18 protein-coding genes and 1 pseudogene are annotated in these 24,494 nt (G+C 72.0%); 9 read left to right on the forward strand and 10 right to left on the reverse strand.

Going from position 1 to position 24,494, the window contains the following annotated elements; genetic code table 11:
* Nucleotides 1-57: 57 nt before the first annotated feature.
* The 4 genes and pseudogenes from mmsA to iolC all read right to left on the reverse strand — a co-directional run.
* Nucleotides 58-1,572 carry a CoA-acylating methylmalonate-semialdehyde dehydrogenase gene (gene mmsA / locus ABII15_RS14115; RefSeq protein WP_353942673.1) on the reverse strand — a complete coding sequence of 505 codons (1,515 nt, stop codon included), beginning with the start codon at nt 1,570-1,572 and terminating at the stop codon, nt 58-60.
* Between the two features lie 20 nt (nt 1,573-1,592).
* Complete coding sequence (gene iolD, locus ABII15_RS14120; protein WP_353942674.1) at nt 1,593-3,509, reverse strand: 3D-(3,5/4)-trihydroxycyclohexane-1,2-dione acylhydrolase (decyclizing); 1,917 nt, start codon at nt 3,507-3,509, stop codon at nt 1,593-1,595.
* On the reverse strand, nt 3,506-4,336 hold the full coding sequence (iolB, locus tag ABII15_RS14125) for a 5-deoxy-glucuronate isomerase (RefSeq protein WP_353942675.1): 831 nt from the start codon (nt 4,334-4,336) through the stop codon (nt 3,506-3,508). Before iolB ends, iolD begins: the two co-directional genes overlap by 4 nt.
* A gap of 1,096 nt (nt 4,337-5,432) precedes the next feature.
* Nucleotides 5,433-6,386 (reverse strand): annotated as a pseudogene (iolC, locus tag ABII15_RS14130) (5-dehydro-2-deoxygluconokinase); the annotation flags it as partial.
* Between the two features lie 124 nt (nt 6,387-6,510).
* Here iolC and ABII15_RS14135 point away from each other — a divergent pair.
* From ABII15_RS14135 to ABII15_RS14145, 3 genes are all read left to right on the forward strand, one after another.
* Nucleotides 6,511-7,431: a sugar phosphate isomerase/epimerase gene (locus tag ABII15_RS14135; protein ID WP_353942676.1), complete on the forward strand. Its 921-nt coding sequence runs from the start codon at nt 6,511-6,513 to the stop codon at nt 7,429-7,431.
* Nucleotides 7,432-7,443: 12 nt separating this feature from the next.
* On the forward strand, nt 7,444-8,514 hold the full coding sequence (locus tag ABII15_RS14140) for a helix-turn-helix domain-containing protein (protein WP_353942677.1): 1,071 nt from the start codon (nt 7,444-7,446) through the stop codon (nt 8,512-8,514).
* Between the two features lie 364 nt (nt 8,515-8,878).
* Nucleotides 8,879-9,079, forward strand: a complete 201-nt coding sequence (locus ABII15_RS14145; RefSeq protein ID WP_351444095.1) for a MerR family transcriptional regulator — start codon at nt 8,879-8,881, stop codon at nt 9,077-9,079.
* A gap of 19 nt (nt 9,080-9,098) precedes the next feature.
* Here the strand turns inward: ABII15_RS14145 and ABII15_RS14150 are convergent, their stop codons facing one another.
* The 3 genes from ABII15_RS14150 to ABII15_RS14160 all read right to left on the reverse strand — a co-directional run bounded on the left by ABII15_RS14150 (nt 9,099) and on the right by ABII15_RS14160 (nt 15,400).
* A complete protein-coding gene (locus ABII15_RS14150) occupies nt 9,099-12,746 on the reverse strand; it encodes an ABC transporter ATP-binding protein (RefSeq protein ID WP_353942678.1) in 3,648 nt (1,215 codons plus the stop codon).
* A 297-nt stretch (nt 12,747-13,043) separates the two neighbouring features.
* The gene (locus ABII15_RS14155) at nt 13,044-14,084 is read right to left on the reverse strand and encodes an alcohol dehydrogenase catalytic domain-containing protein (protein ID WP_353942679.1); all 1,041 of its coding nucleotides are present in this window, start codon (nt 14,082-14,084) and stop codon (nt 13,044-13,046) included.
* Nucleotides 14,085-14,182: 98 nt separating this feature from the next.
* Nucleotides 14,183-15,400: a cation:proton antiporter gene (locus tag ABII15_RS14160; RefSeq protein ID WP_353942680.1), complete on the reverse strand. Its 1,218-nt coding sequence runs from the start codon at nt 15,398-15,400 to the stop codon at nt 14,183-14,185.
* 76 nt (nt 15,401-15,476) lie between these two features.
* On the opposite strand from ABII15_RS14160, the gene ABII15_RS14165 reads away from it, so the two are divergent.
* Nucleotides 15,477-16,421 (forward strand): PrsW family intramembrane metalloprotease, encoded by a 945-nt coding sequence (locus tag ABII15_RS14165; protein WP_353942681.1) that lies wholly within the window; start codon nt 15,477-15,479, stop codon nt 16,419-16,421.
* A gap of 77 nt (nt 16,422-16,498) precedes the next feature.
* A complete protein-coding gene (locus ABII15_RS14170) occupies nt 16,499-16,813 on the forward strand; it encodes a heavy-metal-associated domain-containing protein (protein ID WP_353942682.1) in 315 nt (104 codons plus the stop codon).
* Nucleotides 16,814-17,433: 620 nt separating this feature from the next.
* Here the strand turns inward: ABII15_RS14170 and ABII15_RS14175 are convergent.
* Complete coding sequence (locus tag ABII15_RS14175) at nt 17,434-18,723, reverse strand: citrate synthase (protein ID WP_353942683.1); 1,290 nt, start codon at nt 18,721-18,723, stop codon at nt 17,434-17,436.
* A 200-nt stretch (nt 18,724-18,923) separates the two neighbouring features.
* A complete protein-coding gene (locus ABII15_RS14180; RefSeq protein ID WP_353942684.1) occupies nt 18,924-21,176 on the reverse strand; it encodes an ATP-dependent RecD-like DNA helicase in 2,253 nt (750 codons plus the stop codon).
* Between the two features lie 15 nt (nt 21,177-21,191).
* Here ABII15_RS14180 and ABII15_RS14185 point away from each other — a divergent pair, with 15 nt between their 5' ends.
* The 3 genes from ABII15_RS14185 (at nt 21,192) to ABII15_RS14195 (ending at nt 22,428) form a co-directional block, all read left to right on the forward strand.
* Complete coding sequence (locus tag ABII15_RS14185) at nt 21,192-21,329, forward strand: hypothetical protein (RefSeq protein WP_353942685.1); 138 nt, start codon at nt 21,192-21,194, stop codon at nt 21,327-21,329.
* A gap of 110 nt (nt 21,330-21,439) precedes the next feature.
* Nucleotides 21,440-21,661, forward strand: coding sequence for a DUF4287 domain-containing protein (locus ABII15_RS14190; protein ID WP_353942686.1), 222 nt, complete (start codon nt 21,440-21,442; stop codon nt 21,659-21,661).
* Nucleotides 21,662-21,759: 98 nt separating this feature from the next.
* A complete protein-coding gene (locus ABII15_RS14195) occupies nt 21,760-22,428 on the forward strand; it encodes a DUF5701 family protein (protein WP_353942687.1) in 669 nt (222 codons plus the stop codon).
* A 254-nt stretch (nt 22,429-22,682) separates the two neighbouring features.
* Here the strand turns inward: ABII15_RS14195 and ABII15_RS14200 are convergent, their stop codons facing one another.
* Nucleotides 22,683-23,264: a hypothetical protein gene (locus tag ABII15_RS14200; RefSeq protein WP_353942688.1), complete on the reverse strand. Its 582-nt coding sequence runs from the start codon at nt 23,262-23,264 to the stop codon at nt 22,683-22,685.
* A gap of 233 nt (nt 23,265-23,497) precedes the next feature.
* Between ABII15_RS14200 and ABII15_RS14205 the strand changes: the two genes are divergently transcribed.
* The gene (locus tag ABII15_RS14205) at nt 23,498-24,493 is read left to right on the forward strand and encodes a LacI family DNA-binding transcriptional regulator (RefSeq protein WP_353942689.1); all 996 of its coding nucleotides are present in this window, start codon (nt 23,498-23,500) and stop codon (nt 24,491-24,493) included.
* The last annotated feature ends 1 nt before the right edge of the window (nt 24,494 follow it).

Genomic DNA, 24,494 nt, shown 5'->3' on the forward strand with positions numbered 1-24,494 from the left:
CCCCTGGCCTGCCGGCCAGGGGGCCTCCGTTCAGGGTGCCTTCGGGCGCGTACCGGATCAGTGGTTGCGCGGGAAGCCCAGGTCCACGCCCGACGGGGCCTCGGACGGGTCCGGCCAGCGGGTGGTGACGACCTTGCCGCGGGTGTAGAAGTGCGTGCCGTCGTTGCCGTAGATGTGGTGGTCGCCGAAGAGGCTGTCCTTCCAGCCGCCGAAGGAGTGGTAGCCGACGGGGACCGGGATCGGGACGTTGACGCCGACCATGCCGGCCTCGATCTCCAGCTGGAAGCGGCGGGCGGCGCCGCCGTCGCGGGTGAAGATCGCGGTGCCGTTGCCGAAGGGGGACGCGTTCATCAGCGCCACACCCTCCTCGTACGTGTCGACGCGCAGCACGCACAGGACCGGGCCGAAGATCTCGTCCTGGTAGGCCTTGGCGGAGGTCGGGACGCGGTCCAGGAGGCTGAGGCCGACCCAGTGGCCGTTCTCGAAGCCGGGCACGCGGTAGTCGGAGCCGTCGAGGACGACCTCGCAGCCCTCGGCCGCGGCGCCCTTCACGTAGGACGCGACCTTGTCGCGGTGGGCGGCCGTGATGAGCGGGCCCATCTCGGACTCCGGGTCGTTGCCGGGGCCGATCTTGATCTTCTCGGCGCGCTCCTTGATCTTGGCGACGAGCTCGTCACCGATCGCGCCGACCGCCACGACCGCGGAGATCGCCATGCAGCGCTCGCCCGCCGAGCCGTACGCGGCCGAGACGGCGGCGTCGGCCGCGGCGTCCAGGTCGGCGTCGGGCAGCACCAGCATGTGGTTCTTGGCGCCGCCGAGGGCCTGCACCCGCTTGCCGTTCGCGGAGGCGGTGCGGTGGATGTGGCGGGCGATCGGGGTCGAGCCGACGAAGGAGACGGCCGCGACGTCCGGGTGCTCCAGGAGGCGGTCGACGGCGACCTTGTCACCGTGCAGGACGTTGAAGACACCGTCGGGCAGACCGGCCTCGGCGAGCAGCTCGGCGATCTTGACGGCGGCCGACGGGTCCTTCTCCGAGGGCTTCAGGACGAAGGTGTTGCCGCAGGCGATGGCGATGGGGAACATCCACATCGGGACCATCGCCGGGAAGTTGAACGGCGTGATGCCGGCCACCACGCCGAGCGGCTGGCGGATCGAGGAGACGTCGACGCGGCTGGCGACCTGCATCGACAGCTCGCCCTTCAGCTGGACGTTGATGCCGCAGGCCAGGTCGACGATCTCCAGGCCGCGGGCCACCTCGCCGAGCGCGTCCGAGTGCACCTTGCCGTGCTCGGCGGTGATCAGCTCGGCGATCGCGTCGCGGTTGGCGTCGAGCAGCGCGCGGAAGCGGAACAGGATCTCGGTCCGCTTGGCCAGCGAGGACTGGCCCCAGCTCGCGAACGCCCCCTTGGCCGCCGCGACCGCCGCGTCCACCTCGTCGACCGACGCGAAGTCGACCCGGGTCGTCACGGCACCGGTCGCCGGGTCGGTGACCGGGCCGTGCTGGCCGGACACGCCCTCGACGGACTTGCCGCCGATCCAGTGGTGGACGGTCTTGGCAACGCTGTCAGTCATGGGGGAACTCCTGTGGTGTCTCAGAGGTGGCGGCGTCGAGCGGTGACGTGCCGGTCGTACTCCTCGCGGGCCTCGACGGTCGACGGGCGGTCGGCCGTCTCGGCCACGGGAACATCCCACCACGCCTGTCCGGGGGGCGGGCCCGACACTGTGTCTGCCGTTTCGGTCTCGACGTAGACACATGTGGGCCGGGTCGCGGCGCGGGTCGCGGCGATCGCCTCGCGCAGCTCCCTGACCGTTTTGGCCCGGTGCACGTCGAGGCCGAGGCTGGCCGCGTTGGCGGCGAGGTCGACGGGGAGCGGCGCCCCGGAGTACGGCCCCTCCTTCCCCGGATACCGGTACTGGGTGCCGAAGCCCTCCGCGCCGACGGTCGCGGAGAGGCCGCCGATGGACGCGTACCCGTGGTTCTGCAGGATGACGATCTTGACCGGGATGTTCTCCTGGACGGCCGTGACGAGCTCGGTCGGATTCATCAGGTACGTGCCGTCGCCGACCAGCGCCCACACCGGGCGGCCGGGCGCGGCGAGCGCGACGCCGAGGGCGGCCGGGATCTCGTAGCCCATGCAGGAGTAGCCGTACTCGACGTGGTATTGGTCGCGGGAGCGGGTGCGCCACAGTTTGTGCAGGTCGCCGGGGAGGGAGCCGGCGGCGTTGATGAGGATGTCCTCGCCGGTCACCAGCTCGTCGAGCAGGCCGAGCACATGGGTCTGGGTCGGGCGGACGAGGTCGTCGGCGGCGGTGTAGCAGGCGTCGACGCGGTGCTCCCAGCGCTCCTTGTCCTCGGTGTACTCGGTGATCTGGGCGGGCGTGGCGCGCACACTCTTGCCGATCGCGAGGTCGAGCGCGGTCAGGCCCTCGCGGGCGTCCGCGACCAGCGGCAGCGCGGACAGTTTGTGCGCGTCGAAGGCGGCGATGTTCAGGTTCAGGAAGCGGACGTCCGGGTGGGCGAAGAGGGTGCCGGACGCCGTGGTGAAGTCCGTGTAACGGGTGCCGACGCCGAGGATCAGGTCGGCGGTGCGGGCCAGCTCGTTCGCGGTCGCCGTGCCGGTGTGGCCGATGCCGCCGACGTCGGCCGGGTGGTCGTACCGCAGCGCGCCCTTGCCCGCCTGGGTGGACGCGACCGGGATGCGGGTCGCCTCGGCGAACGCGGCCAGCGCGTCCTCGGCGCCGCTGTGGTGAACGCCGCCGCCCGCGACGATCAGCGGACGCTCGGCCGCCGTCAACGCCTGTACGGCGGCTGCCAGTTCGGCGCGGTCCGGGGCCGGGCGGCGGACGGTCCAGACCCGCTCGGCGAAGAAGTCGTCCGGCCAGTCGTACGCCTCCGCCTGGACGTCCTGCGGCAGGGCGAGGGTGACGGCGCCGGTGTCCACGGGGTCGGTGAGCACCCGCATCGCCTGGAGCGCGGCCGGGATCAGCTGTTCGGGGCGGGTGATCCGGTCGAAGTACTTCGACACCGGGCGCAGACAGTCGTTGACCGACACATCGCCCGCGTACGGGACTTCGAGCTGCTGGAGCACCGGGTCGGCGGGGCGGGCCGCGAACACGTCGCCGGGGAGGAGGAGCACAGGGAGGTGGTTGACGGTGGCGAGGGCGGCGCCGGTGACGAGGTTGGTGGCGCCGGGGCCGATGGAGGTGGTGACCGCGTGCGCCGAGAGCCGGTCGCTCTGACGGGCGTAGCCGACCGCCGCGTGCACCATCGCCTGTTCGTTGCGGCCCTGGTGGAAGGGCATGTCGTCGGCGTACTGGAGCAGCGCCTGGCCGACCCCCGCCACGTTGCCGTGCCCGAAGACGCCCCAGGTGCCGGTGATCAGGCGCTGCCGGGTGCCGTCGCGCTCGGTGTGCTGGCGGGAGAGAAAGCGGACGAGGGCCTGCGCGGTCGTGAGCCGCGTCGTCGCGATCTTCGGCGTCTTCGGCGTCTTCGGCGTCGGCTCGGTCATCGGTATCCCTCCGTCACGTGGTCGGGATGGAAGCAGATCTTCCACTCCCGCTCCTCCCCCGGCCCCGCCATCACGTTCAGGTAGTACATGGCGTGACCCGGCTGGGCGATCGACGGGCCGTGCCAGCCGTCCGGGACCAGGACGGCGTCGCCGGTGCGGACCTCGGTGAGCAGATCGGTGCCGCCGGGGCGGGACGGCGACACGCGCTGATACCCGTATCCCTCGGGGCCGTCCGGTGGTCCGTCGATCTCGAAGTAGTAGATCTCCTCCAGCTCCGACTCCTCGCCGGGGCGGTGCTCGTCGTGCTTGTGGGGCGGGTACGAGGACCAGTTGCCGCCCGGCGTGATCACCTCTACGGCGATGAGCTGGTCGCAGTCGAAGGTGCCGGCGGCGGCGAAGTTGCGGACCTGGCGGGCGCTGGTGCCGCTGCCCCGGTCCTCGACGGGGACCTCCGGCGCGGGGCCGTGACGGACGGGGAGTCGTCGTCCGCACTTCGCTCCTGCCAGGGCGAAGCGGCCTCCCGCACCGGAGGCGATCTCTGCGCGGGTGTCGCGCGGGACGTACGCGAAGTCGCTCGCGCCGCTGAACACGCTTTCCCTGCCACGCAGTTCGATGATCCGCCCCGGGGTGTGCACGGAGCAAGCGCCGGTCAGCGGCAGCACGATCCATTCGCTCCCGCCGGTGTCGAAGGCGTGCCGTCCGCCGGGCTCCAGTTCGAGGACGCGCAGGCCCGCGCGGGACCAGGGCGGCTTGCCGGGGATGCGGTCGGGGTCCACGTGCAGGGCGTAGGGGCCTTCGGCGGCGCTGCCCCTGGGGAGGTAGGTCATTCCTCCACTCTCCTCTCTAGAGCAGTCCGACGGCCGTATCGACCGCCGCCGCGACGTCGCCGTCCGGCGGGTACAGCAGGGAGCGGCCGACCACCAGGCCCTGCACCGTGGGGAGTCGGAGCGCCGTGCGCCACTTCTCGTACGTGGCGTCCTGGTCGCCGTCCTTGATGTCGCCGCCGAGCAGTACCGCCGGAAGGGTGGACGTCTCCATGACGCGGGCCATGGTGTCGGGGTCGTCGACGACGGGGACCTTCAGCCAGGTGTAGGCGGAGGTGCCGCCGAGTCCGGAGGCGACGGCGATGGAGCGGGTGACGGCGTCGGCGCTCAGGTCGTTGTGGAGCGCGCCGGTGGCGGGGTCGCGGTGGGAGACGAACGGCTCGACGAACACGGGAAGGCGGTGTTCGGCCATCGCGTCCACGGCGCGGGCGGCGGCCTCCAGGGTCCGTACGGAGCCCTCGCCGGGGTCGTCGTAGCCGATGCGCAGGAGGAGTTTGCCCGCGTCGAAGCGGCGGCGGTGCAGGTCCTCCGGGCGGTAGCCGGTGAAACGGTCGTCGAGTTCGAAGGCGGCGCCGGCGAGTCCGCCGCGGTTCATGGAGCCCATGACGACCTTGTTCTCCAGGGCGCCGAGCAGGAGGAGGTCGTCGAGGACGTCGGCTGAGGCGAGGACGCCGTCGACGCCCGGGCGGGACAGGGCGACGCTGAGCCTTTCCAGGAGGTTCGCGCGATCGGCCATGGCGGTTGGGCGGTCGCCGGCGCCGAGGGCTCCGCGGGCCGGGTGGTCGGCGGCAATGATCATTAGGCGGGTGTTCGGTGTGGGGAGGATTTTGCGGCGGGTCCTTGTGGTGGCGGCCTCCTCGATGGCTTCGGGGTGCTCTGCGCGGAGCCGGGACAGGGTGCGGGGGTCTTTGGTGCGGGCCACCGTGCTCCCCCTCACGGGGCTCCGCCCCGGACCCCGCTCCTCAATCGCCGGAGGGGCTTGATTTGGGTTCCGCCGCCGGTTCTCCGCAGCCGGAGGGGCTTGATGTGGGTCCCGCCACCGGTTCTCCGCGGCCGGAGGGGCCTGATTTTCCTGAGCGCCGCGGGCGGAATCGGACGGGACCCGGCCGGCGGCCAAGGTGGCGGTCACCTCCTCCGGGAGCGGCATCGCCGACGAGCACTCCAGGCGGGACGCCACGATGGCGCCGGCGGCGTTCGCGTACCGCATCATGCGGGTCAGATCCCAGCCGGCCAGCAGGCCGCGGCACAGGGCGCCGCCGAACGCGTCGCCGGCGCCGAGGCCGTTGAGGACCTCGACGGGGAGGGGCGGGACCTCGGCCGACCGCCCGTCGGAGGTGAGCGCCAGGACACCGCGCGGCCCCTGCTTCACGACGGCGAGCCGCACCCCGTACGAGAGCAACGCCCGCGCGGCGGCGAGCGGTTCACGCTCACCGGTGGCGATCTCGGCCTCGTCGATGTTGCCGACGGCGACCGTCGCGTGCCGCAGGGCCTCCCGATAGAAGGGCCGCGCCGCCTCAGGCTCGGACCAGAACATCGGGCGCCAGTCGAGGTCGAACACGGTGTGCCCGGCCCCCGAGCGATGTGCCAGCGCCGCGAGCGTCGCGCTCCGGCTGGGCTCGGCGCTCAGTCCCGTACCGGTCATCCAGAAGATCCGGGCGGCGCCGATCGCGTCCAGGTCGAGGTCGCCGGCCGCGATCTGGAGGTCCGGCGCGGAGGGCCGCCGGTAGAAGTAGAGCGGGAAGTCGTCCGGCGGGAAGATCTCGCAGAAGGTGACGGGGGTGGGGAGCCCGTCGACCGGGGTCACCCAGCGCTCGTCGACCCCGAACTCCCTGAGCTGGGAACGGAGATAGTCGCCGAAGGGATCGCGCCCGGTCCGGCTGATCGTGGCCGCGCGGAGCCCGAGCCGTGCCGCCGCGACCGCGACGTTCGTCGAGGAGCCGCCGAGGAACTTGCCGAACGACGCCACGTCCGCGAGGCCCACACCCGCCTGCAACGGATACAGGTCGACCCCGATCCGCCCCATCGTGATCAGGTCGAACTCATCGCGGGCCATGCGGGATCCCTTCGACGGTGGTCGGTAGCACCGGTCTAGCCGGGCCCCGCACGCCTGTCAACATTTTGTCCGGACATTCGGACGAACACTTGACATGCTCCCCGGCGCGCCGAAGGCTGGCCCCATGGCGACCCAGACAAGCCCGACATCACGCCCCTCGCGCATCCGCGTCGGTTCGGCGCCCGACTCCTGGGGCGTCTGGTTCCCCGACGATCCGCGTCAAGTCCCCTGGCAGCGTTTCCTCGACGAGGTCGCCGAGGCGGGCTACGAGTGGATCGAGCTGGGCCCGTACGGGTATCTGCCGAGCGATCCGCGCACGCTCGCCGAGGAGACCGGGCGGCGCGGGCTCAAGGTCTCGGCCGGCACCGTCTTCACGGGGCTGCACCACGGCCCGGCCGTGTGGGAGAAGACCTGGGAGCACGTGGCGTCGATCGCCGCGCTCACTCAGGCCATGGACGCCCGGCACCTCGTCGTCATCCCGTCCTTCTGGCGCGACGACAAGACCGGGCAGGTGATCGAGGACGCCACGCTCACCGCCGAGCAGTGGGGCCATCTCGCCACGCAGACGGAGCGGCTCGCGCGCGAGGTCGGTGACCGGTACGGGCTGCGCGTCGCCGTCCACCCGCACGCCGACACCCACATCGACACCGAGGAGAACGTCACCCGCTTCCTCGACGCCACCGACCCCGACCTGGTGTCGCTGTGCCTGGACACGGGGCACTACGCGTACTGCGGCGGCGACAGCGTCAAGCTGATCGAGACCTACGGGGAGCGCATCGGCTATCTGCACCTCAAGCAGGTCGATCCGGCCGTTCTCGCCGACGTGCGCGCGCAGGGCACCCCCTTCGGGCCGGCCGTCGCCCAGGGCGTGATGTGCGAACCGCCGCGCGGCGTACCGGAGTTGGAACCGGTGCTCGCGGCGGCCGCCCGGCTGGACGCCGACCTCTTCGCGATCGTCGAGCAGGACATGTACCCGTGCGATCCGGACCGGCCACTGCCGATCGCCCGGCGCACCAGGGGCTACCTGAGGTCGTGCGGCGTGTAGCACTATCGGCGGATGAGTCCACGTGCCCCGCGCGTCCCTGCCCCCGCGCGCCCCTCCGTCCGCCCCGCGCGCTGCCCCGACGGCACCTGGGAGGCGGTACAGGTCCGCCCGCACGCGAGTCTGCGCCCCGGGGTCATCGGTTACCGCGGTTTCCGGCTCGCCTTCCCCGGGCCGCGCGCCCGCCTCGAGGCGCCGATCGGCGCGGTGACGCTGATGCTGGGGTTCGAGGGCACGGTCCGGGTCACCGAGGCGACCGGCGGCTGGGTCGGTGTCGGCGACCGGCGGGAGGCGGACGGTCCGCGGCCGGACGGGCTGCGCTCGGTGGAGTTCTCGTCGGTCCTGTCCGGCCTGACGACCACCCCGGTCCTGGGCGAGCACGACGGCCGGCTGGCGGGGGTGGAGGTGCTGCTGACCCCGTGGGCCGCCTTCACGATGTTCGGCACGCCGCTGCACGAGCTGGCCGGGTGGCGGGTGGATCCGGACACGCTGGGAGCGCTCCCGGGCGCCGGGGTGGAGGAACTCTCGTACGAGCTGGGCCGGTTGTCGTCCTGGCGGGCCCGGTTCGGGCTGCTCGACGCGACGCTGGGCCGCTGGCTGAGCACGGGTCCGCGCCCCGCGAGCGGCACCGTGCGGGCCTGGTACGCGCTCGCGCACGGCGGCGGCGCCACTCCGGTGAGCCGGATCGCCGACCATGTCGGCTGGAGCGTACGGCACTTGGAGAACCGGTTCCGGGAGCAGATCGGCCTCGGTCCGAAGGCCGCGGCCCGGGTGCTGCGGCTCCAGCGCGCCCGGCGGCTGCTGTGCGCGGGCTCCAGCCAGGTCGAGACGGCGGCGGCGTGCGGCTACTACGACCAGGCCCATCTGAGCGGCGAGTTCAAGGCGATGACCGGCTGCACCCCGCGCGAGTTCTTCCTCGCCCGCGGGGTGCATGTCGACGCGGGCGGGCCGCCGGCCACCGACCGGCTCGCCGGGGAGGCGACGAGCCTGGTCCTGCGGCACGGCCCGCGCGCCGGCGGTGCGCCTTCGCCCGGTGAGCCCGGTGAGCCCGGTGCGGCTTTGTCCAAGACCGCCGGCCGCCGCTGAGGCACCCTTGTGCCTTCGGGCCGCTTGGCCGGGGGATGCGGGGGACGGTGGGCCGGGTCCGGTGTACGGGGGTGCCCCCTGCTCGGACATGGGTGCGAGCCGGGGTCGGGCCCGGCCCGCCGCGCGTCCGCTCCTCCCCGTTCCACGCCGGTGCATGCGCCGTCTCAGCGCCCCCTTTGCATCACTCGCGTCACAAACGCCCCTTTACTGTCACGCTTGTCCGCCCTACGCGGGTTCTGCGTCACAGGCGTCCCACAGCCCCTCCCTGGAGCTCCGCGCCCGTCGTTCTCCGGGCACAAGGTGAGTGATCACCGGCGGCCACCCCCGAGCCGCCGGGCGACACCCGCCAGGGAAGGAGCCACCCATGGCCGACCGCAGGCTCTGGTCGTACAAGGAGATCGCCGCGCACATCCGCGTGCAGCCCGACACCGTGCGCTCGTACCGCAAGCACGGTCTGCTGCCCCCGCCGGACCACGTCGAGAGCGGCAAGCCCTACTGGTACGCCGACACGGTCCGCGCGTGGGTGGCCGCCCGCCCGGGCAACCGCGGCCGCTCCACGGGCTGACCGCGTCCCCGGACACGCCCTAGGCGGGGATCACCCCGTCGTCGTACGCGGACCAGAGCGCGGCGTAGGGCCCGCCGGCCGTGACGAGTTCGTCGTGCGGGCCGTCCTCCACGAGGCGGCCGCCCTCCAGGACGAGGACGCGGTCCGCGCGGGCCGCCGTCGTCAGGCGGTGCGCGACGACGATCGTGGTGGGGGCGGCCGTCGCCGCCTCCACCGCACGGCCCACCGCCGCCTCCGTGGCCAGGTCGAGCGCGGCGGTCGCCTCGTCGAGGAGCATCAGGTCGGGGCGGATCAGCCGGGCCCTGGCCAGCGCGATCAGCTGGCGCTGGCCCGCGGAGAGGTTCCGGCCGCGCTCGGTGAGCCGGTGTCCGTAGCCCTCGGGCAGGCCCGCGATCATCCGGTGCGCGCCGACCTCCTCGACGGCCGCGCGCACCTCGGCGTCGGAGGCGTTCGGGCGGCCGTAGGCGATGGCGTCGCGGACCGTGCCGCCGAAGAGGTACGCCTCCTGCGGGACGAGCCCGATCCGGCTGCGGTAGGCGACGCCGTCCATGGCGCGCAGGTCCACGGAGTCGATCTCGACGGCGCCGCCCGTCGGCAGGTACATCCGGGCGACCAGCTTGAGCAGGGTCGACTTGCCCGCGCCGGTCGTGCCGACGACGGCGACCGTCTCCCCGGCGCCGATCCGCGCGCTGACGCCGTCCAGGGCCCGCTTGCCGCCGCCCTCGTACGCGTAGTGCAGGTCCTTCAGGACCACCTCGCCGCGCATCCGCCCGGCGCTGCCGAACGCGGGCAGCGGCAGCGGGCGGTGCGGATCGGTGACCGTCGGCCGCTCGCGCAGCAGTTCGCGGCAGCGGCCGAGGCCGACGCGGGCCCGCTGGTAGCCGTCGAGCAGCTGCGAGGCGTTGCGGATCGGGCCGAAGACCAGGCCGACGTAGAGCAGGAAGGCGACGACGGTGCCGGTGCTGGCCGCGCCGTCCGCGACCCGCCAGGCGCCGACGCCGAGGATGAGGGCGGTGGTGGCGTCGGAGAGGAACTCCACGGCGGAGAAGAACCAGGCGAGCGAGCGCTGGGAGTGCATCTGGAGAACCCGCTGCTCCTCGGCGAGGACGTGGAAGCGGGCGGCGCTGCGGTCCTGCCTGCGGTACGCCTGGGTGACCCGCACCCCGTCGATGGCCTCCTGGAACGCGCTGTTGAGGCCGCCGAGCTGGGTACGGGCGCGGTCGTAGCGCCGCTTGGAGACGCGCCCGTACCACCAGCAGGCGACGGCGAGGACGGGCACGACGGCGAGGACGGTCAGGGCCAGGCCGGTGTCGAGGGCGAACATGATCGTGAGCACGCCGGTGAACAGCAGGACGCTGACGGCGGAGTCGAGCAGCCCGTTCTGCAGGAAGTCGCCGATCGCGGCGACGTCGCTGACCATGCGGGTGACGGCCGCGCCGCCGGACTCCCGCTCGAAGTAGTCGAGGCCGAGCCGCTGGAGATGGGCGAACATCTTGACGCGCAGCTCGTACAGGATCCGCTCGCCGGTCCGGGCGATGGCCCGCATCTCCCCCGCGAAGACCAGCCAGTTGGCGACGGCGGTGGCCAGCAGGGCGCCGGAGACGGCGGTGAGCGCGGCCCCGTCGTGGCGCCGCACCCCGAGGTCGATCGCGGCGCTGACCAGCCGGGGAGCGAGCATCAGCAGGGCGGTGTCGGCGAGCAGCAGCAGGCCGATGGCGAGCAGCCGGGCCCGGTAGGGGCGCAGCAGCCGGCCCAGGGTGAAGTCGGGGTCGGCGGCGCGGGCGCGGGTCTCGTCGACGCCGGGGTCGCGTCCGGGTACGGCGTCGGGGGCGGGCGGCTCGTCCGCCGACGGCGGTACGGGCCCGGCCGGGAGGACCGCCGGGTCCGTCTCCTCCCTGAGCTCGCCCAGCATCAGCTCGCGGTAGCGCGGGCAGCGGGCGGTCAGTTCGTCGTGGGTGCCGGTGTCGAGGACGCGGCCCGCCTCCAGGACGGCGATGCGGTCGGCGAGGCGCAGGGTGGAACGCCGGTGGGCGACGAGCAGGACGGTGCGGTCGGCGAGCCGGTCGCGCAGGGAGGCGAGGACGGCCGCCTCGACCTTCGGGTCCACGGCGGAGGTGGCGTCGTCCAGGACGAGGACGCGCGGGTCGGTGAGCAGCGCCCGGGCCAGCGCGAGCCGTTGCCGCTGGCCGCCGGAGAGGGTCAGGCCCTGGGCGCCGAGCACGGTGTCGTAGCCGTCGGGCAGGGCGCGCACGAACCCGTCGGCCTGCGCGGCCTCGGCGGCGGCGCGCACCTCGGCGTCGGTGGCGTCGGGCAAACCGAAGCGGATGGTGTCGCGCACGCTCTCGGAGAACAGCAGGCTCTCCTCGAAGGCGATGCCGACGGCCGTGCGCAGCGAGTCCAGGCGCAGTTCGCGTACGTCGGTGAGCGCGCCGCCGGCGGGTCCGATCCGCACGGCGCCCGAGTCGGCGTCGTAGAGCCGCGCGAGCAGCGCGCCCACGGTGGACTTGCCGGAACCGGAGCCGCCGACCAGGGCGAGGGTCTCGCCCGGGGCGATGGTCAGGTCGAGGCCGTCGAGGGCGGGCCTGGCAGCAGGTTCGCCGGGTTCATGCGCGAAGTTCACGTGGTCGAAGGTGACGGCGAGCGGGCCGTCCCCGAGCACGGTGGCGTCGTGCCGTTCCCTGATCTCCACGTCGGCGTCGGCGAGTTCAAAGATCCGTACGAGTCCGGAACGGGCCTCCTGGGCCTGGCCGACCACGGTGGAGAGCATGCGGACCGGGCCCATCATCGCGGCCAGGTAGGTGGTGAAGGCGACGAAGGTGCCGAGGGTGATGTCGCCGCGCACGGCGAGCCAGCCGCCGAGCAGGATGACGCCGAACCGGGCGGTGCCGGGCAGCAGTTCGCCGAGCAGACCGGCATAGCGGGCGGCGAGGTAGCGCCGGTGCACGCGGGCGGCGAACAGGCGCCGGGCCAGCCCGGCGTAGCGCTCGGTCTCCGCGTCCTCCTGGGCGAAGCCCTTGACGACGCGGACGCCCGCGATGTTGGACTCGACGGCCTCGGAGGTCTCTCCGGTGCGCTCCTGGACGGCGCGGTCGGCGGGGTAGATCCGGTCCCGGGAGTGCCGGGCAAGCAGGGCCATCGGCGGGACGACGGCGAGGGCGACGCAGGCGAGCAGCGGGGAGAGGGTGAGCATCACGCCGAGGGTGAGCAGCAGCGTCAGCCCGTTCTGCGCGAGCAGGGGCAGTGATCCGGTGAGGTCGCGCACCACGGCGACGTCGTTGACGGCGCGGCTGAGGACGTCGCCGGAGCGCAGCCGGTCCAGGCGGCGGCCGTCGATGCGCTGGATGGCGTCGTGGAGCAGCAGGCGCAGGTCGCGCTCGACGCCCCACTGGACCTTGCCGGCCCACCAGCGGCGTACCCAGGAGGCGGCGAACTGGGCCGCCGCCACCGTCAGCAGCAGGGTGATCCAGGGGGCGGCGGCGTCCTGTCCCGCGACGATGACTCCGTCGACGACCCGGCGGATGATCAAGGGGGCCGCGGTGGTGAGCAGTACTCCGGCCACTGCGCCGGCGCAGGCCAGCACCACGGCTTTCGGCCTGGCCCAGCACATCGCGGCGAAGCGGCGCAGCCACTCGCGCTCCGCCCGTTTCTCCTTCTTGCCGCTGGTCATCCCCGCGCCGCCCTTCCACCACCCACCAACCCAAACCGAACCAACCTGGCACCCATCCCCACCAGGGAGCAACCAATTTTCGGGGGGTCTGATCGCGCAGTCCGTCGGGCGCGACTTTCGCCGTGGCTGGTCGCGCAGTTCCCCGCGCCCCTGAGATGCGCACTGCGTGCGCCATCTCATCAAGAGAGGCGCGGCGAAGCCGCAGCCTCAAGGGGAGGCGGCGCGAAGCGCCTGCCTCAGGGGCGCGGGGAACTGCGCGACCAGCCCCCACGCACCCGCACCGACAAACCCACCCCCCTACCCCCCGAACGGCGCCACCACAGTCACCCCGCTCCCCACCACCCCCTCCCCCATAGCGACCAGCGCCCCAGGCGCGGCATCCAGCCCAATCACCGACGTCACCAACAACTCAGGCCGCACCACCCCGCCCCGCACCAACTCCAACATCCCCGGATAGGCATGCGCCGCCATCCCATGACTCCCGAGCACCTCCAACTCCAGTGCCACCACCCGCCCCATCGGCACCACAGGATCCTCGGCCAACAACCCCACCTGCACATGCCGCCCCCGCCGCCGCAACGACCCCACGGACGCCGCACACGTCACCCCCGCCCCCAACGCGTCCAGCGACACATGCGCCCCACCCCCGGTCAGCTCCCGCACCGCACCGGCCACGTCCCCCACGGCCCCGGCGTCGACACAGGCGACGGCGCCGAACCGACGGGCCAGTTCCAGCGCCCCGGCGGAGACGTCCACGGCGACCACCCGCGCCCCGGCCGCCGCCGCGATCATCACGGCGGACAGACCGACACCCCCGCACCCGTGCACGGCCACGAACTCCCCGGCCGCGACCCGCCCCTGCTGCACCACGGCCCGGTAGGCGGTCGCGAACCGGCAGCCCAGCGACGCCGCCGTCGTGAACTCCATCTCCTCCGGCACGGCCACCAGGTTCACGTCGGCATGGTCCAGAGCCACGTACTCGGCGAAGGAACCCCAATGGGTGAACCCGGGCTGCGTCTGCCGCTCGCACACCTGCTGGTCCCCGGCGGCGCACGCCGCGCACCGCCCGCAGGCGCACACGAACGGCACGGTCACCCGGTCCCCGACGCGCCAGCCGCGGACGTCGGCGCCCACCTGTTCCACGACCCCGGCCAGCTCGTGCCCGGGAACGTGCGGCAGCACGATGTCCGGGTCGTGCCCCATCCAGCCGTGCCAGTCGCTGCGGCACACCCCGGTCGCCGCCACCCGGACGACGACCCCGTGCGGCGCGGCCACCGGATCCGGCACCTCCCGCACCTCGGCCGACTCCCCGAACCGTTCGAAGACAACCGCGCGCATGAGTCCGCCCTTCCCGTCAGCCGATGATCTTCACTCCCGCCACCCCACGTCACACACCGCCGTCGCACAAGCCCCCGTCGGCCCCGCCGTGCGCGGGCTCACCACGACTCGGCCCCCTTCACCGGCCCCTTCGGCCGCGCCCGCTCCCCCTTGCCGGCCCGCAGCTTCAGCCCGATCAGCGGGAACACCAGTACGGAGACCATCGCGGCGCCGACCACCGCCGCCGCCACGTCCGTGGGCAGCGCGCCGTCCTCCACGCCGATGGTGGTGATGGCGACGACGAGCGGCAGCGCGGTCGAGGAGAAGAAGGTGAGGGCGAGACGGTCGCCGCCGATCAGGTCGGCCGGGGCGAAGAAGTGCACCGGCAGGCCGCGCACCACCAGGAACAGGGCGAGGAAGACCGGCAGCAGGAGCAGCGCGGTGCCGCCGTCGAGCAGCGCCTTCAGATCGAAGTCGATGCCGGTGACGACGAAGAAGACCGGCACCAGGAACCCGAAGCCCATCGCCTCGACCTTGCCGAGGACCTCGTCGGCGCTGTCGGGCGCGGCGCCGTGCAGCACGAGGCGGACGATCATCCCGGCGGCGAACGCGCCGAGCAGCGTGTCCACGCCGAGCACCTGGGAGAGCCCGAGCATCAGGGCGAGCAGCAGCACCACGAGCCGTACCGCGAACTGTCCGCTGCTGTGCAGGGTCTTCGCGATGACCCGGGAGAACCACGGCGGCCGCGGCCGCATCGCCCAGAGCACGGCGAGGGCGGTGAGCGCGGCGAAGGCCAGCAGGAGCAGCGCCGAGTCGAGCGGCGAGCGGCCGCTGAGCAGCAGCGCCATGGCGATGATCGGCCCGAACTCGCCGACCGCGCCGAACGCCATCAGCACGGAACCGAACCGTGAGTGCAGATCGCCGGAGTCGCGCAGGACGGGAAGGATGGTGCCCAGGGCGGTGCTGGTGAGGGCCGTTCCCACGTACACCCCGCGCGCGTACGACCAGTCGGCGAGCGCGACGGCGAGCCCGAGGCCGACGGCGAGCGAGACGATCCAGGCCCAGACGGACCGCTTGAGGGTGCTGCCACGGATCTTGTCGAACTCGATCTCGTACCCGGCGAGGAAGATCAGCATGGCGAGCCCGAGGTCGGACAGGGTGTCGACGGCCTCCCCGTGGCTGGTCGCCCAGCCCAGCACATCGGGGCCCACCAGGATGCCCAGCAGGATCTCGAAGATCACCAGCGGGACGGGCAGCCACCTCCCCACGCCGTAGGCCAGCAGCGGTGCCAGGACCGCGATGGTCATGATCAGAATGAGCGTCCCAGGCTGCGACATAGCGGCTGTCTACCATAGGATTCCGACAAATCACCCATAAGTTCCGTCAGTTGCAGGGAAGTCGGAGGCGACCACCGTGGCGAACCACCAGCCCTCCGGGGCACCGCAGGCGCGGATCCCCCAGCAGCCGGCGCCCCCGGGGCCGCAGATCCGCACCGGACTCTGGCGGCGCTGCCTGTGGGGCGGCCTGGCGCTCTGGGTCCTGACGGCGGTGGTCACGTACGCCACGAAGAACACCACCCTGCTGCCGACCCTGATCCTGCTCGGCAGCTTCCTGGTCCCGGCGGTCTTCGTCCTGTGGGCGTACGAGCGTCACGGCCGCGACCTGGGCGTGAACCTGATCCTGGGCTGCTTCCTGATCGGCGGCATCCTCGGCGTGCTCGGCGCCTCGGTCATGGAGTACTACCTCGTCCACCCCTCCGTCTGGATGTTCGTCGGGGTCGGCCTGATCGAGGAAGCGGTCAAGCTGGCCGCCCTGATGTACGTGCTCCACCGCCATCCGCGCGTCAGCGGGCTGCGTGCCGGGCTGATCCTGGGCGCCACGGTCGGCTTCGGCTTCGCGGCGTTCGAGAGCGCGGGCTACGCGTTCAACGCGGCGGTCACGATGAAGGGCATCGACCTGCGCTCGCTCCTGGAGACGGAGGTGCTGCGCGGGCTGCTCGCGCCGTTCGGCCACGGCCTGTGGACGGCGATCTCGGGCGCGGTGCTGCTCTCCTTCCGCAGGCCGAACGGCCGCTACCGCTTCACCGGCCCGGTGATCCTCACGTACCTGGGCGTCTCCCTGCTGCACGCCCTGTGGGACTCGATGCACGGCATCGCCCTGTGGCTGGTGGTCCGGCTGACCACCTCGGACCTGGACCGGAGCCTCTTCGCGCAGGGCTATCTGCCGGAGCCGACCGACTCGCAGGAACATCTCTTCGCGCTGTTCTCGATCGGCGGGCTCGTCCTGGTCTCGCTCCTCGGACTCTCCTGGGCGCGGTCGCTCGCACGCCGCGATCCTTCTTGGAAAAATACCCCCTAGGGGTATAGGGTCGTGTGCGTCAGACGATGCCGGGGGTACTCGGCACCCGCTACTCCACGCCCCTCTAGGAGAACGACATGAGCGCCCACACCGAGCTTCCGCAGATCGGCACCGAGTCGGCCGGCTCCTGCTGCGGCGGCGCCTGCCACTCGGACGCCGCCACCTCGGCCACCGAGGGTGCCGTCACCACGGTCTACCAGGTCAAGGGCATGACGTGCGGTCACTGCGAGGGCGCGGTGGCCGGCGAGATCTCCGAGCTCGACGGCGTCGCCTCGGTCACGGCGGCGGCCGCCACCGGCCAGGTCACGGTGGTCTCCGCGGCCCCGCTCGATGAGGAGGCGGTCCGCGCCGCGGTCGACGAGGCCGGCTACGAGCTCATCGGCCGCGCCTGATCCGCCCCGAACCCCGACGCACGGAGACCGCTATGGCGGTCTCATCCGTGTTTGTGGTCACAAACAGCGTCCGAGTTCGCAAGTTCACCCAGGAACGCCTGGACCTCCACACAATCCACACGGCACAATTGCAGTACTCCCACGCAGGAGCCGATATCCCCATATCGGGTCTCTTGCGCACGCACGGGACATATGCAAGAGACGCAGATCACACTGATCCGAACGTAACCCTTTGCAGGTCTCGTGAGTCTAAGGAGGCGATGCAGGAACGTCTTGGGGGGCGTTTCCGTATCGAACGGGCCCGTCTTGGGGGACGGTCCCGAATGCGTTGGCCGGGGCACGTGCACCGGGGAGCTTGAGCGGCCCACCCGTTCGTACGTGCTTCGGCGACCGACGCACCACAGACGCCCGGCCGGATCCCGTGGGGGGAATCCGCACCGGGAAAAGGAAAGCGCCCCGACTGTCGGCCCGTGGGGGGACTGACAGCGGGGCGCTTTCTACTACGCCTTGAGCCCCGTGAGGGGCGCGGGGAACTGCGCGAGCAACCACGACGGGGCCGCGGCGAACACCCGACCGCACCGGCTACGGCGCGATCATTCACCGGGCCCCGAGCGGAGCGACTAGCGCTGCTCCACCGGAACGAAGTCGCGCTCGACGACACCGGTGTAGATCTGGCGCGGGCGGCCGATGCGCGACCCGGGCTCCTTGATCATCTCGTGCCACTGGGCGATCCAGCCCGGGAGACGGCCCAGCGCGAAGAGCACCGTGAACATCTCGGTCGGGAAGCCCATGGCCCGGTAGATCAGGCCGGTGTAGAAGTCGACGTTCGGGTAGAGCTTGCGCTCGACGAAGTAGTCGTCGGCCAGCGCGTGCTCTTCCAGCTTCAGCGCGATGTCCAGCAGCTCGTCGGACTTGCCGAGCGCGGAGAGGACGTCGTGCGCCGCCGCCTTGATGATCTTCGCCCGGGGGTCGAAGTTCTTGTAGACGCGGTGCCCGAAGCCCATGAGCTTCACGCCGTCTTCCTTGTTCTTCACCTTGCGGATGAAGGTGTCGACGTCGCCGCCGGAGGCCTGGATGCCTTCCAGCATCTCCAGCACCGACTGGTTGGCACCGCCGTGCAGCGGACCCCAGAGGGCCGAGATGCCCGCCGAGATCGACGCGAACATGTTGGCCTGCGAGGAGCCGACCAGACGCACGGTGGACGTCGAACAGTTCTGCTCGTGGTCCGCGTGCAGGATGAGCAGCTTGTCGAGCGCGGAGACCACGACCGGGTCCAGCTCGTACTCGGCGGCCGGCACCGAGAAGGTCATGCGCAGGAAGTTCTCGACGTAACCGAGGTCGTTGCGCGGGTAGACCACCGGGTGGCCCTGCGACTTCTTGTACGCGTACGCCGCGATCGTCGGAAGCTTGGCGAGCAGGCGGATCGTCGAGAGGTGACGCTGCTTCTCGTCGAACGGGTTGTGGCTGTCCTGGTAGAAGGTGGACAGCGCGGAGACGACCGACGACAGCATGGCCATCGGGTGGGCGTCGCGCGGGAACCCGTCGTAGAACCGCTTGACGTCCTCGTGCAGCAGGGTGTGCTGCGTGATCTCGTTCTTGAAGGTGGAGAGCTCGTCCACGGTGGCAAGCTCGCCGTTGATCAGCAGGTACGCCACCTCCACGTAGGTGGAGCGCTCGGCCAGCTGCTCGATCGGGTAGCCGCGGTAGCGGAGGATGCCCTCTTCGCCGTCCAGGTAGGTGATCGCGGATTTATAGGCGGCCGTGTTGCCGTATCCGCTGTCGAGGGTCACCAGTCCTGTCTGGGCCCGGAGCTTCCCGATGTCGAAGCCCTTGTCGCCGACGGTGCTGTCGATCACCGGGTAGGTGTACTCGCCATCGCCGTACCGCAGTACTACAGAGTTGTCGCTCACGTCTCGTCCCTCACCGACGTAGTGCCTCTTCTTCGAGGTGCCCTGACTGTCTCTACCATCCCCCACTTGGCCCAGCAGAGTGCACTCGGGGTCGTCCATTGGGCCTATTGGCGGCACTCAGTGCCTCCAGCCTGCCCATCCTGCCCCCTATCACCCTGGTTCCGGAAGTGCCCTGTGACGTTTCCGACTCGTTTGATCGATCAAATCTTTTGACGAGTCGCGCCCGCCAACCGGAAATCCAGCGCGGTACAGCGCCTACCCGCCGAAACCGTGCGCACCGCCTGCGCCAGCGCCTTCCTCGACCCGACCAGCACGACCAGCTTCTTCGCGCGGGTGACGGCCGTGTAGAGGAGATTGCGCTGGAGCATCATCCACGCCCCCATGGTGACCGGGATCACCACGCAGGGATACTCGCTGCCCTGGGAGCGGTGGATGGTGACGGCGTAGGCGTGGGCCAGCTCGTCCAGTTCATCGAACTCGTACTCGACCGGCTCGTCCTCGTCCGTCAGGACGGTGAGCTTCTGCTCGTCGGTGTCGAGGGCGGTGACGACGCCGACCGTGCCGTTGAAGACGCCGTTCGCCCCCTTCTCGTAGTTGTTGCGGATCTGGGTGACCTTGTCGCCGACGCGGAAGACCCGGCCGCCGAACCGCTTCTCGGGCAGCTCGGGGCGGGCGGGGGTGACGGCCTGCTGGAGCAGCGCGTTCAGATTCCCGGCGCCCGCCGGGCCGCGGTGCATGGGCGCCAGCACCTGGACGTCGCGCCGGGGGTCGAGGCCGAACCGGGCCGGGATGCGGCGGGCGGCGACGTCGACGGTGAGCCGTCCCGCCTCCTCGGTGTCCTCCTCCACGAAGAGGAAGAAGTCCTTCAGCCCCTGGGTCAGCGGTGGCGTACCGGAGTTGATGCGGTGGGCGTTGGTGACGACGCCGGACTCCTGGGCCTGGCGGAAGATGCGGGTGAGGCGGACGGCCGGGACCGGACTGCCGTCGCTGAGCATGTCGCGCAGCACCTCGCCGGCGCCGACGCTCGGCAACTGGTCCACGTCACCCACGAAGAGGAGGTGGGCGCCGGGCGGCACGGCCTTGACGAGCTTGTTGGCGAGCAGCAGGTCCAGCATGGACGCCTCGTCGACCACGACGAGATCGGCGTCGAGCGGCCGGTCCTTGTCGTACGCGGCGTCGCCGCCGGGCTTGAGTTCGAGCAGCCGGTGGACGGTGGACGCCTCGGCGCCGGTCAGCTCGGCGAGCCGCTTGGCCGCCCGCCCGGTCGGCGCGGCGAGCACCACCTTGGCCTTCTTCGCGCGGGCCAGCTCCACCACGGACCGCACGGTGAACGACTTGCCGCAGCCGGGGCCGCCGGTCAGCACGGCGACCTTCTCCGTCAGCGCCAGCCGGACGGCCTCCTCCTGCTCGGGCGCGAGCGTCGCCCCGGTCCGGCCGGCGAGCCAGGCCAGGGCCTTGTCCCAGGCCACGTCCCGGAAGGCGGGGAGCCGGTCGCCTTCGGTGCGCAGCAGCCTCAGGAGCTGGGCGGAGAGCGAGAGTTCGGCCCGGTGGAAGGGGACGAGATAGACGGCGGTGACCGGCTCCCCGTGCTCGCCGGGGACCTGCTCGCGCACGACGCCGACCTCGCCGGAGTCCTCGTCGGGCTCGGCCAGCTCGGCCAGGCACTCGATCACCAGGCCGGTGTCGACCTGGAGCAGCTTCACCGCGTCGGCGATCAGCCGCTCCTCGGGCAGGAAGCAGTGGCCCTGGTCGGTGGACTGCGAAAGGGCGTACTGGAGACCGGCCTTGACCCGCTCGGGGCTGTCGTGCGGGATGCCGACGGACTGCGCGATGCGGTCGGCGGTGAGGAAGCCGATGCCCCAGACGTCGGCGGCGAGCCGGTACGGCTGGTTCTTCACGACGCCGATCGAGGCGTCCCCGTACTTCTTGTAGATGCGGACGGCGATGGAGGTGGAGACGCCGACCGACTGGAGGAAGACCATCACTTCCTTGATGGCCTTCTGCTCCTCCCACGCGTCGGCGATCTTCTTCGTCCGCTTCGGGCCGAGCCCCGGCACCTCGATGAGCCGCTTCGGCTCCTGCTCGATGATGTCGAGGGTGTCGAGGCCGAAGTGCTGGGTGATCCGGTCGGCGAAGACCGGTCCGATGCCCTTGACCAGGCCGGATCCGAGGTAGCGGCGGATGCCCTGGATGGTGGCGGGCAGTACGGTCGTGTAGTTCTCGGCGACGAACTGCTTGCCGTACTGCGGGTGGGAGCTCCAACGGCCCTCCAGCCGCAGCGACTCGCCCGCCTGCGCGCCGAGCAGCGAGCCGACGACGGTGAGCAGATCGCCGCCTCTGCCGGTGTCCACGCGCGCGACCGTGTATCCGGTCTCCTCGTTCGCATACGTGATCCGCTCGAGGACCCCCTCGAGCACCGCCATGGGGCGCGCCCCCGCCGCTTGATCGGTCATGATCCGACGGTAGCGGTGCGCACTGACAGCACGGGAGGCCCCGACGGCCTCCCGTCAGCGGTGCGGGGCGGCCAATCCGTCGGTGTGGAGGCGGAGTTCGTCGACGACGCGCGGCAGGCCGGGCTCCTCGCCGCCTGCGTACCCGTCGAGTGAACCGGATCACTCGCGCGAGCGATGAGTTCGGGGCGGCCGCCCGGTCGTAAGGACAACACCCGTGTACGGGACCGTCCCACGGGACCCGTGGCCGAGACAGGAGCGCCGCCATGACCACCACTCCCGCCGTCAAGGGCCCCGCCAGCTACTTCCCCTCCATCGAGAAGAAGTACGGGCAGCCGGTCGCGTACTGGCAGGACCTCATCCGTTCCTCGCCGCTCACGAAGCACATGGAGCTGGTGGGCTGGCTGAAGAGCGAGCACGGGCTCGGTCACGGCCACGCGAACGCGCTGGTCGCGCACACGCTCGCCGAGGCGCGCGCGGGCAGGTGAGCGCGTGGTCGCGGCCGGCCGGGGCGCTCAGGGAACTCACAGGGTCGGCCGCCCGTTGGGGGCACGTCCGCCGTACGCGCCCTGCCCGAGGGAGACCCGTGTCCGACAACGCCCCCGCCACCACCACCGCGCTGCCCCTGCTGCCGTCACCGACCGTCCAGGCCGAGCGGCTGGTGGAGCTCGGCGTCCACGAGATCGCGGGGCTCGACGCCGCCGCGCTGCGCGACTTCGCCAGAACCGCCGAGGAGACGGCCGGCGCGGGCGCGCTGCTCGCCGTGCACCCGGACCGGGCGCCCGCCTCCGCGCTCGCGCCGCTGCTGCACCGGGACGGCCGGGCCGGGTTCGTCGTGGTCGACATGACGGACGTCGACCTCTTCGCGCCGGTCGACGCCGTCACGGATCTGCCCGACGCGCCGCTCTACCTCGTCGAGAGCCCCGACCGGGGTGACGAGATGGCCAACTGGAGCCCGGACGAGGCACTTTCCGCCCTCACCGAGCGGGGCCGCACTCCTCTGCTGCTCACCGAGGGCATCCACTGGGTGCTCCACCAGCCCGCGGCGCTGGACCGCAACCACTGCTTCATGACGATCGGCTCGCGACTGCGCAGGGCGAACGGGTCGCTGGACGCCCGCACCCCCGCGATCTGGATCAGCAACGGCACGGGGCGCGACGGCAGCGAGCGGCGCGGGGCGCCCAAGGTCGGCTGGTGCTGGGCGGGCAACCGGCACACGTGGCTCGGGTTCGGCTCCACCGCCGGGCGCCTCTGACCCTCCGACGCGGGGCGCCGTCCGGCGGGCGCGGGATACGTCGTGGCTGGTCGCGCAGTTCCCCGCGCCCCTGAACACCCTCTGCCGGGCGCGCCTCTCGTCGTGGCTCGTCGCGCAGTTCCCCGCGCCCCTGAGGCATGCGCTTCGCGCAGCCTCCCCTGAAGGCCGCAGGCCTTTCAGGGGCGCGGGGAACTGCGCGAGAAGCGGCCACCGGCCCGCACACGAAGAACAACTCAGGAGCGCGGGGCGGCGTCCTAAATGCCGCCCATCGGCTCCGGATCCACCCGCACCGGCGTCCCCCACACCCGCACCACCTCATAGTCCGTGAACTCATGCACCAGGCGATACGCCATCGCCGCATCGGGCCGCCGCCGCTGCGCCGCGAGATAAAGATCCGCCTCGCGGCGATCGTGCCGAGGAGTGCCGCAGAGCTGCCACACCTGCCCGTTCCACATCTCCGGGATCCAGCGCTGCTGGGGCTGGGGCCGGTCCTCGCGGGTGCCGTAGCGCGAGAGGACCGGGCGGTCGGCGGTCGGGCGGGGAGCCGGGCCGCCGTAGTCCCCCGAGATCTGCGAGCGGTGCGCCTTGCGGCGGCGGGTCTCGCAGAGCAGGCACAGATCGGGCGCCGAGGTCTCGACCGGGCCGTACGGATGCTCCTTGCAGCGGGTCGCCGGCTTCTGGCCCGCCGTCGCGTCGTCGAGCTGGTCGAGCGCGCGCATCAGGTCGCCCCGCACCTCGTGGAGCACGTCGTCCGGGGTGTCGCCGGTCAGCTTCTCGCCGTGCTCCCCGAGCACGCGCAGGGCGCGGCCGAGTGCGGTGAGCTGCGCGTGGTTCACGGTCCTGTGCTCCGTCTCCGAGGGTCGGGGATTACGGCTTCCCACCTTCGCACGCCGCACCGACATCTCCCCCGCTCCCATCACGATCCGGTCACGACAACCGGAACAGGGGTTGCCAACAACCCGTGTAATCGATTCCAATCCCTCGTGTAATCGATTCCATGCACATGTGCGTCCCACCACGACCACATGAGCCCCGAAGCCACCCAGGCCACACAGAGGGGAGCCGCACGATGGCGAGCATCAAGGACGTCGCGGCCGCGGCCGGCGTCTCCGTCGCCACGGTCTCCCGTGTGCTCAACGCCCACCCGTCGGTGAGCCCGGACGCCCGCACGCGCGTGCTGGCGGCGGTGGAGTCGCTCGGCTACCGGCCCAACGCCCTGGCCCGTTCCCTGCGCACCGACCAGACCCGCACGCTCGGCCTGGTCATCAGCGATGTGCTCAACCCGTACTTCGGGGAGCTGGCCCGTTCCGTCGAGGAGGAGGCGCGGGCCCTCGGCTACAGCGTGATCATCGGGAACGCCGACGAGCGCCCCGACCTCCAGGACCACCACGTGCGCACCCTGCTCGACCGGCGGATCGACGGACTGCTCGTCTCCCCCACCGACGGCGGCTCCCCGCTGATGCTGGACGCCGCCCGGGCCGGGACGCCGATGGTGTTCGTCGACCGGTGGATCCCGGGCGTGGACGTGCCGGTGGTGCGCTCCGACGGGCGGGCGGCCGTGCGGGACCTCGTCGCGCATCTGCACGGGCTCGGGCACCGGCGGCTCGCGATCATCGCGGGCCCGGCCGCCACGACCACCGGCAGCGAGCGCGTCGACGCCTTCCGGGAGGCGCTCGCCCGTTACGAGATCGAGCTGCCGGACGCCTACATCGGGCAGGGCGACTTCCAGGCGGAGAGCGGACGCCGGGTGACGGACGGGTTCCTGGACCTTCCCGAGCCGCCCGAGGTGGTCTTCGCCGCCGACAACCTGATGGCGCTCGGCGCGCTGGACGCGATCCGCGCGCGCGGGCTGCGCGTCCCCGACGACATCGCGCTCGCCGCCTTCGACGACATCCGCTGGTTCGTGCACACCGATCCGCCGATCACGGCGATCGCCCAGCCGACCGGCGAGCTGGGCCGGGCCGCCGTGCGGGCCCTGGTGGACCGGATCGAGGGCCGCGCCCCGGCCTCGGTCACCCTCCCCGCCGCACTCGTCGTACGCCGCTCCTGCGGCGCCCCCGCCTGAT

Origin of the sequence: Streptomyces sp. HUAS MG91, from assembly GCF_040529335.1 — a bacterium.
GTDB lineage: Bacteria > Actinomycetota > Actinomycetes > Streptomycetales > Streptomycetaceae > Streptomyces > Streptomyces tabacisoli.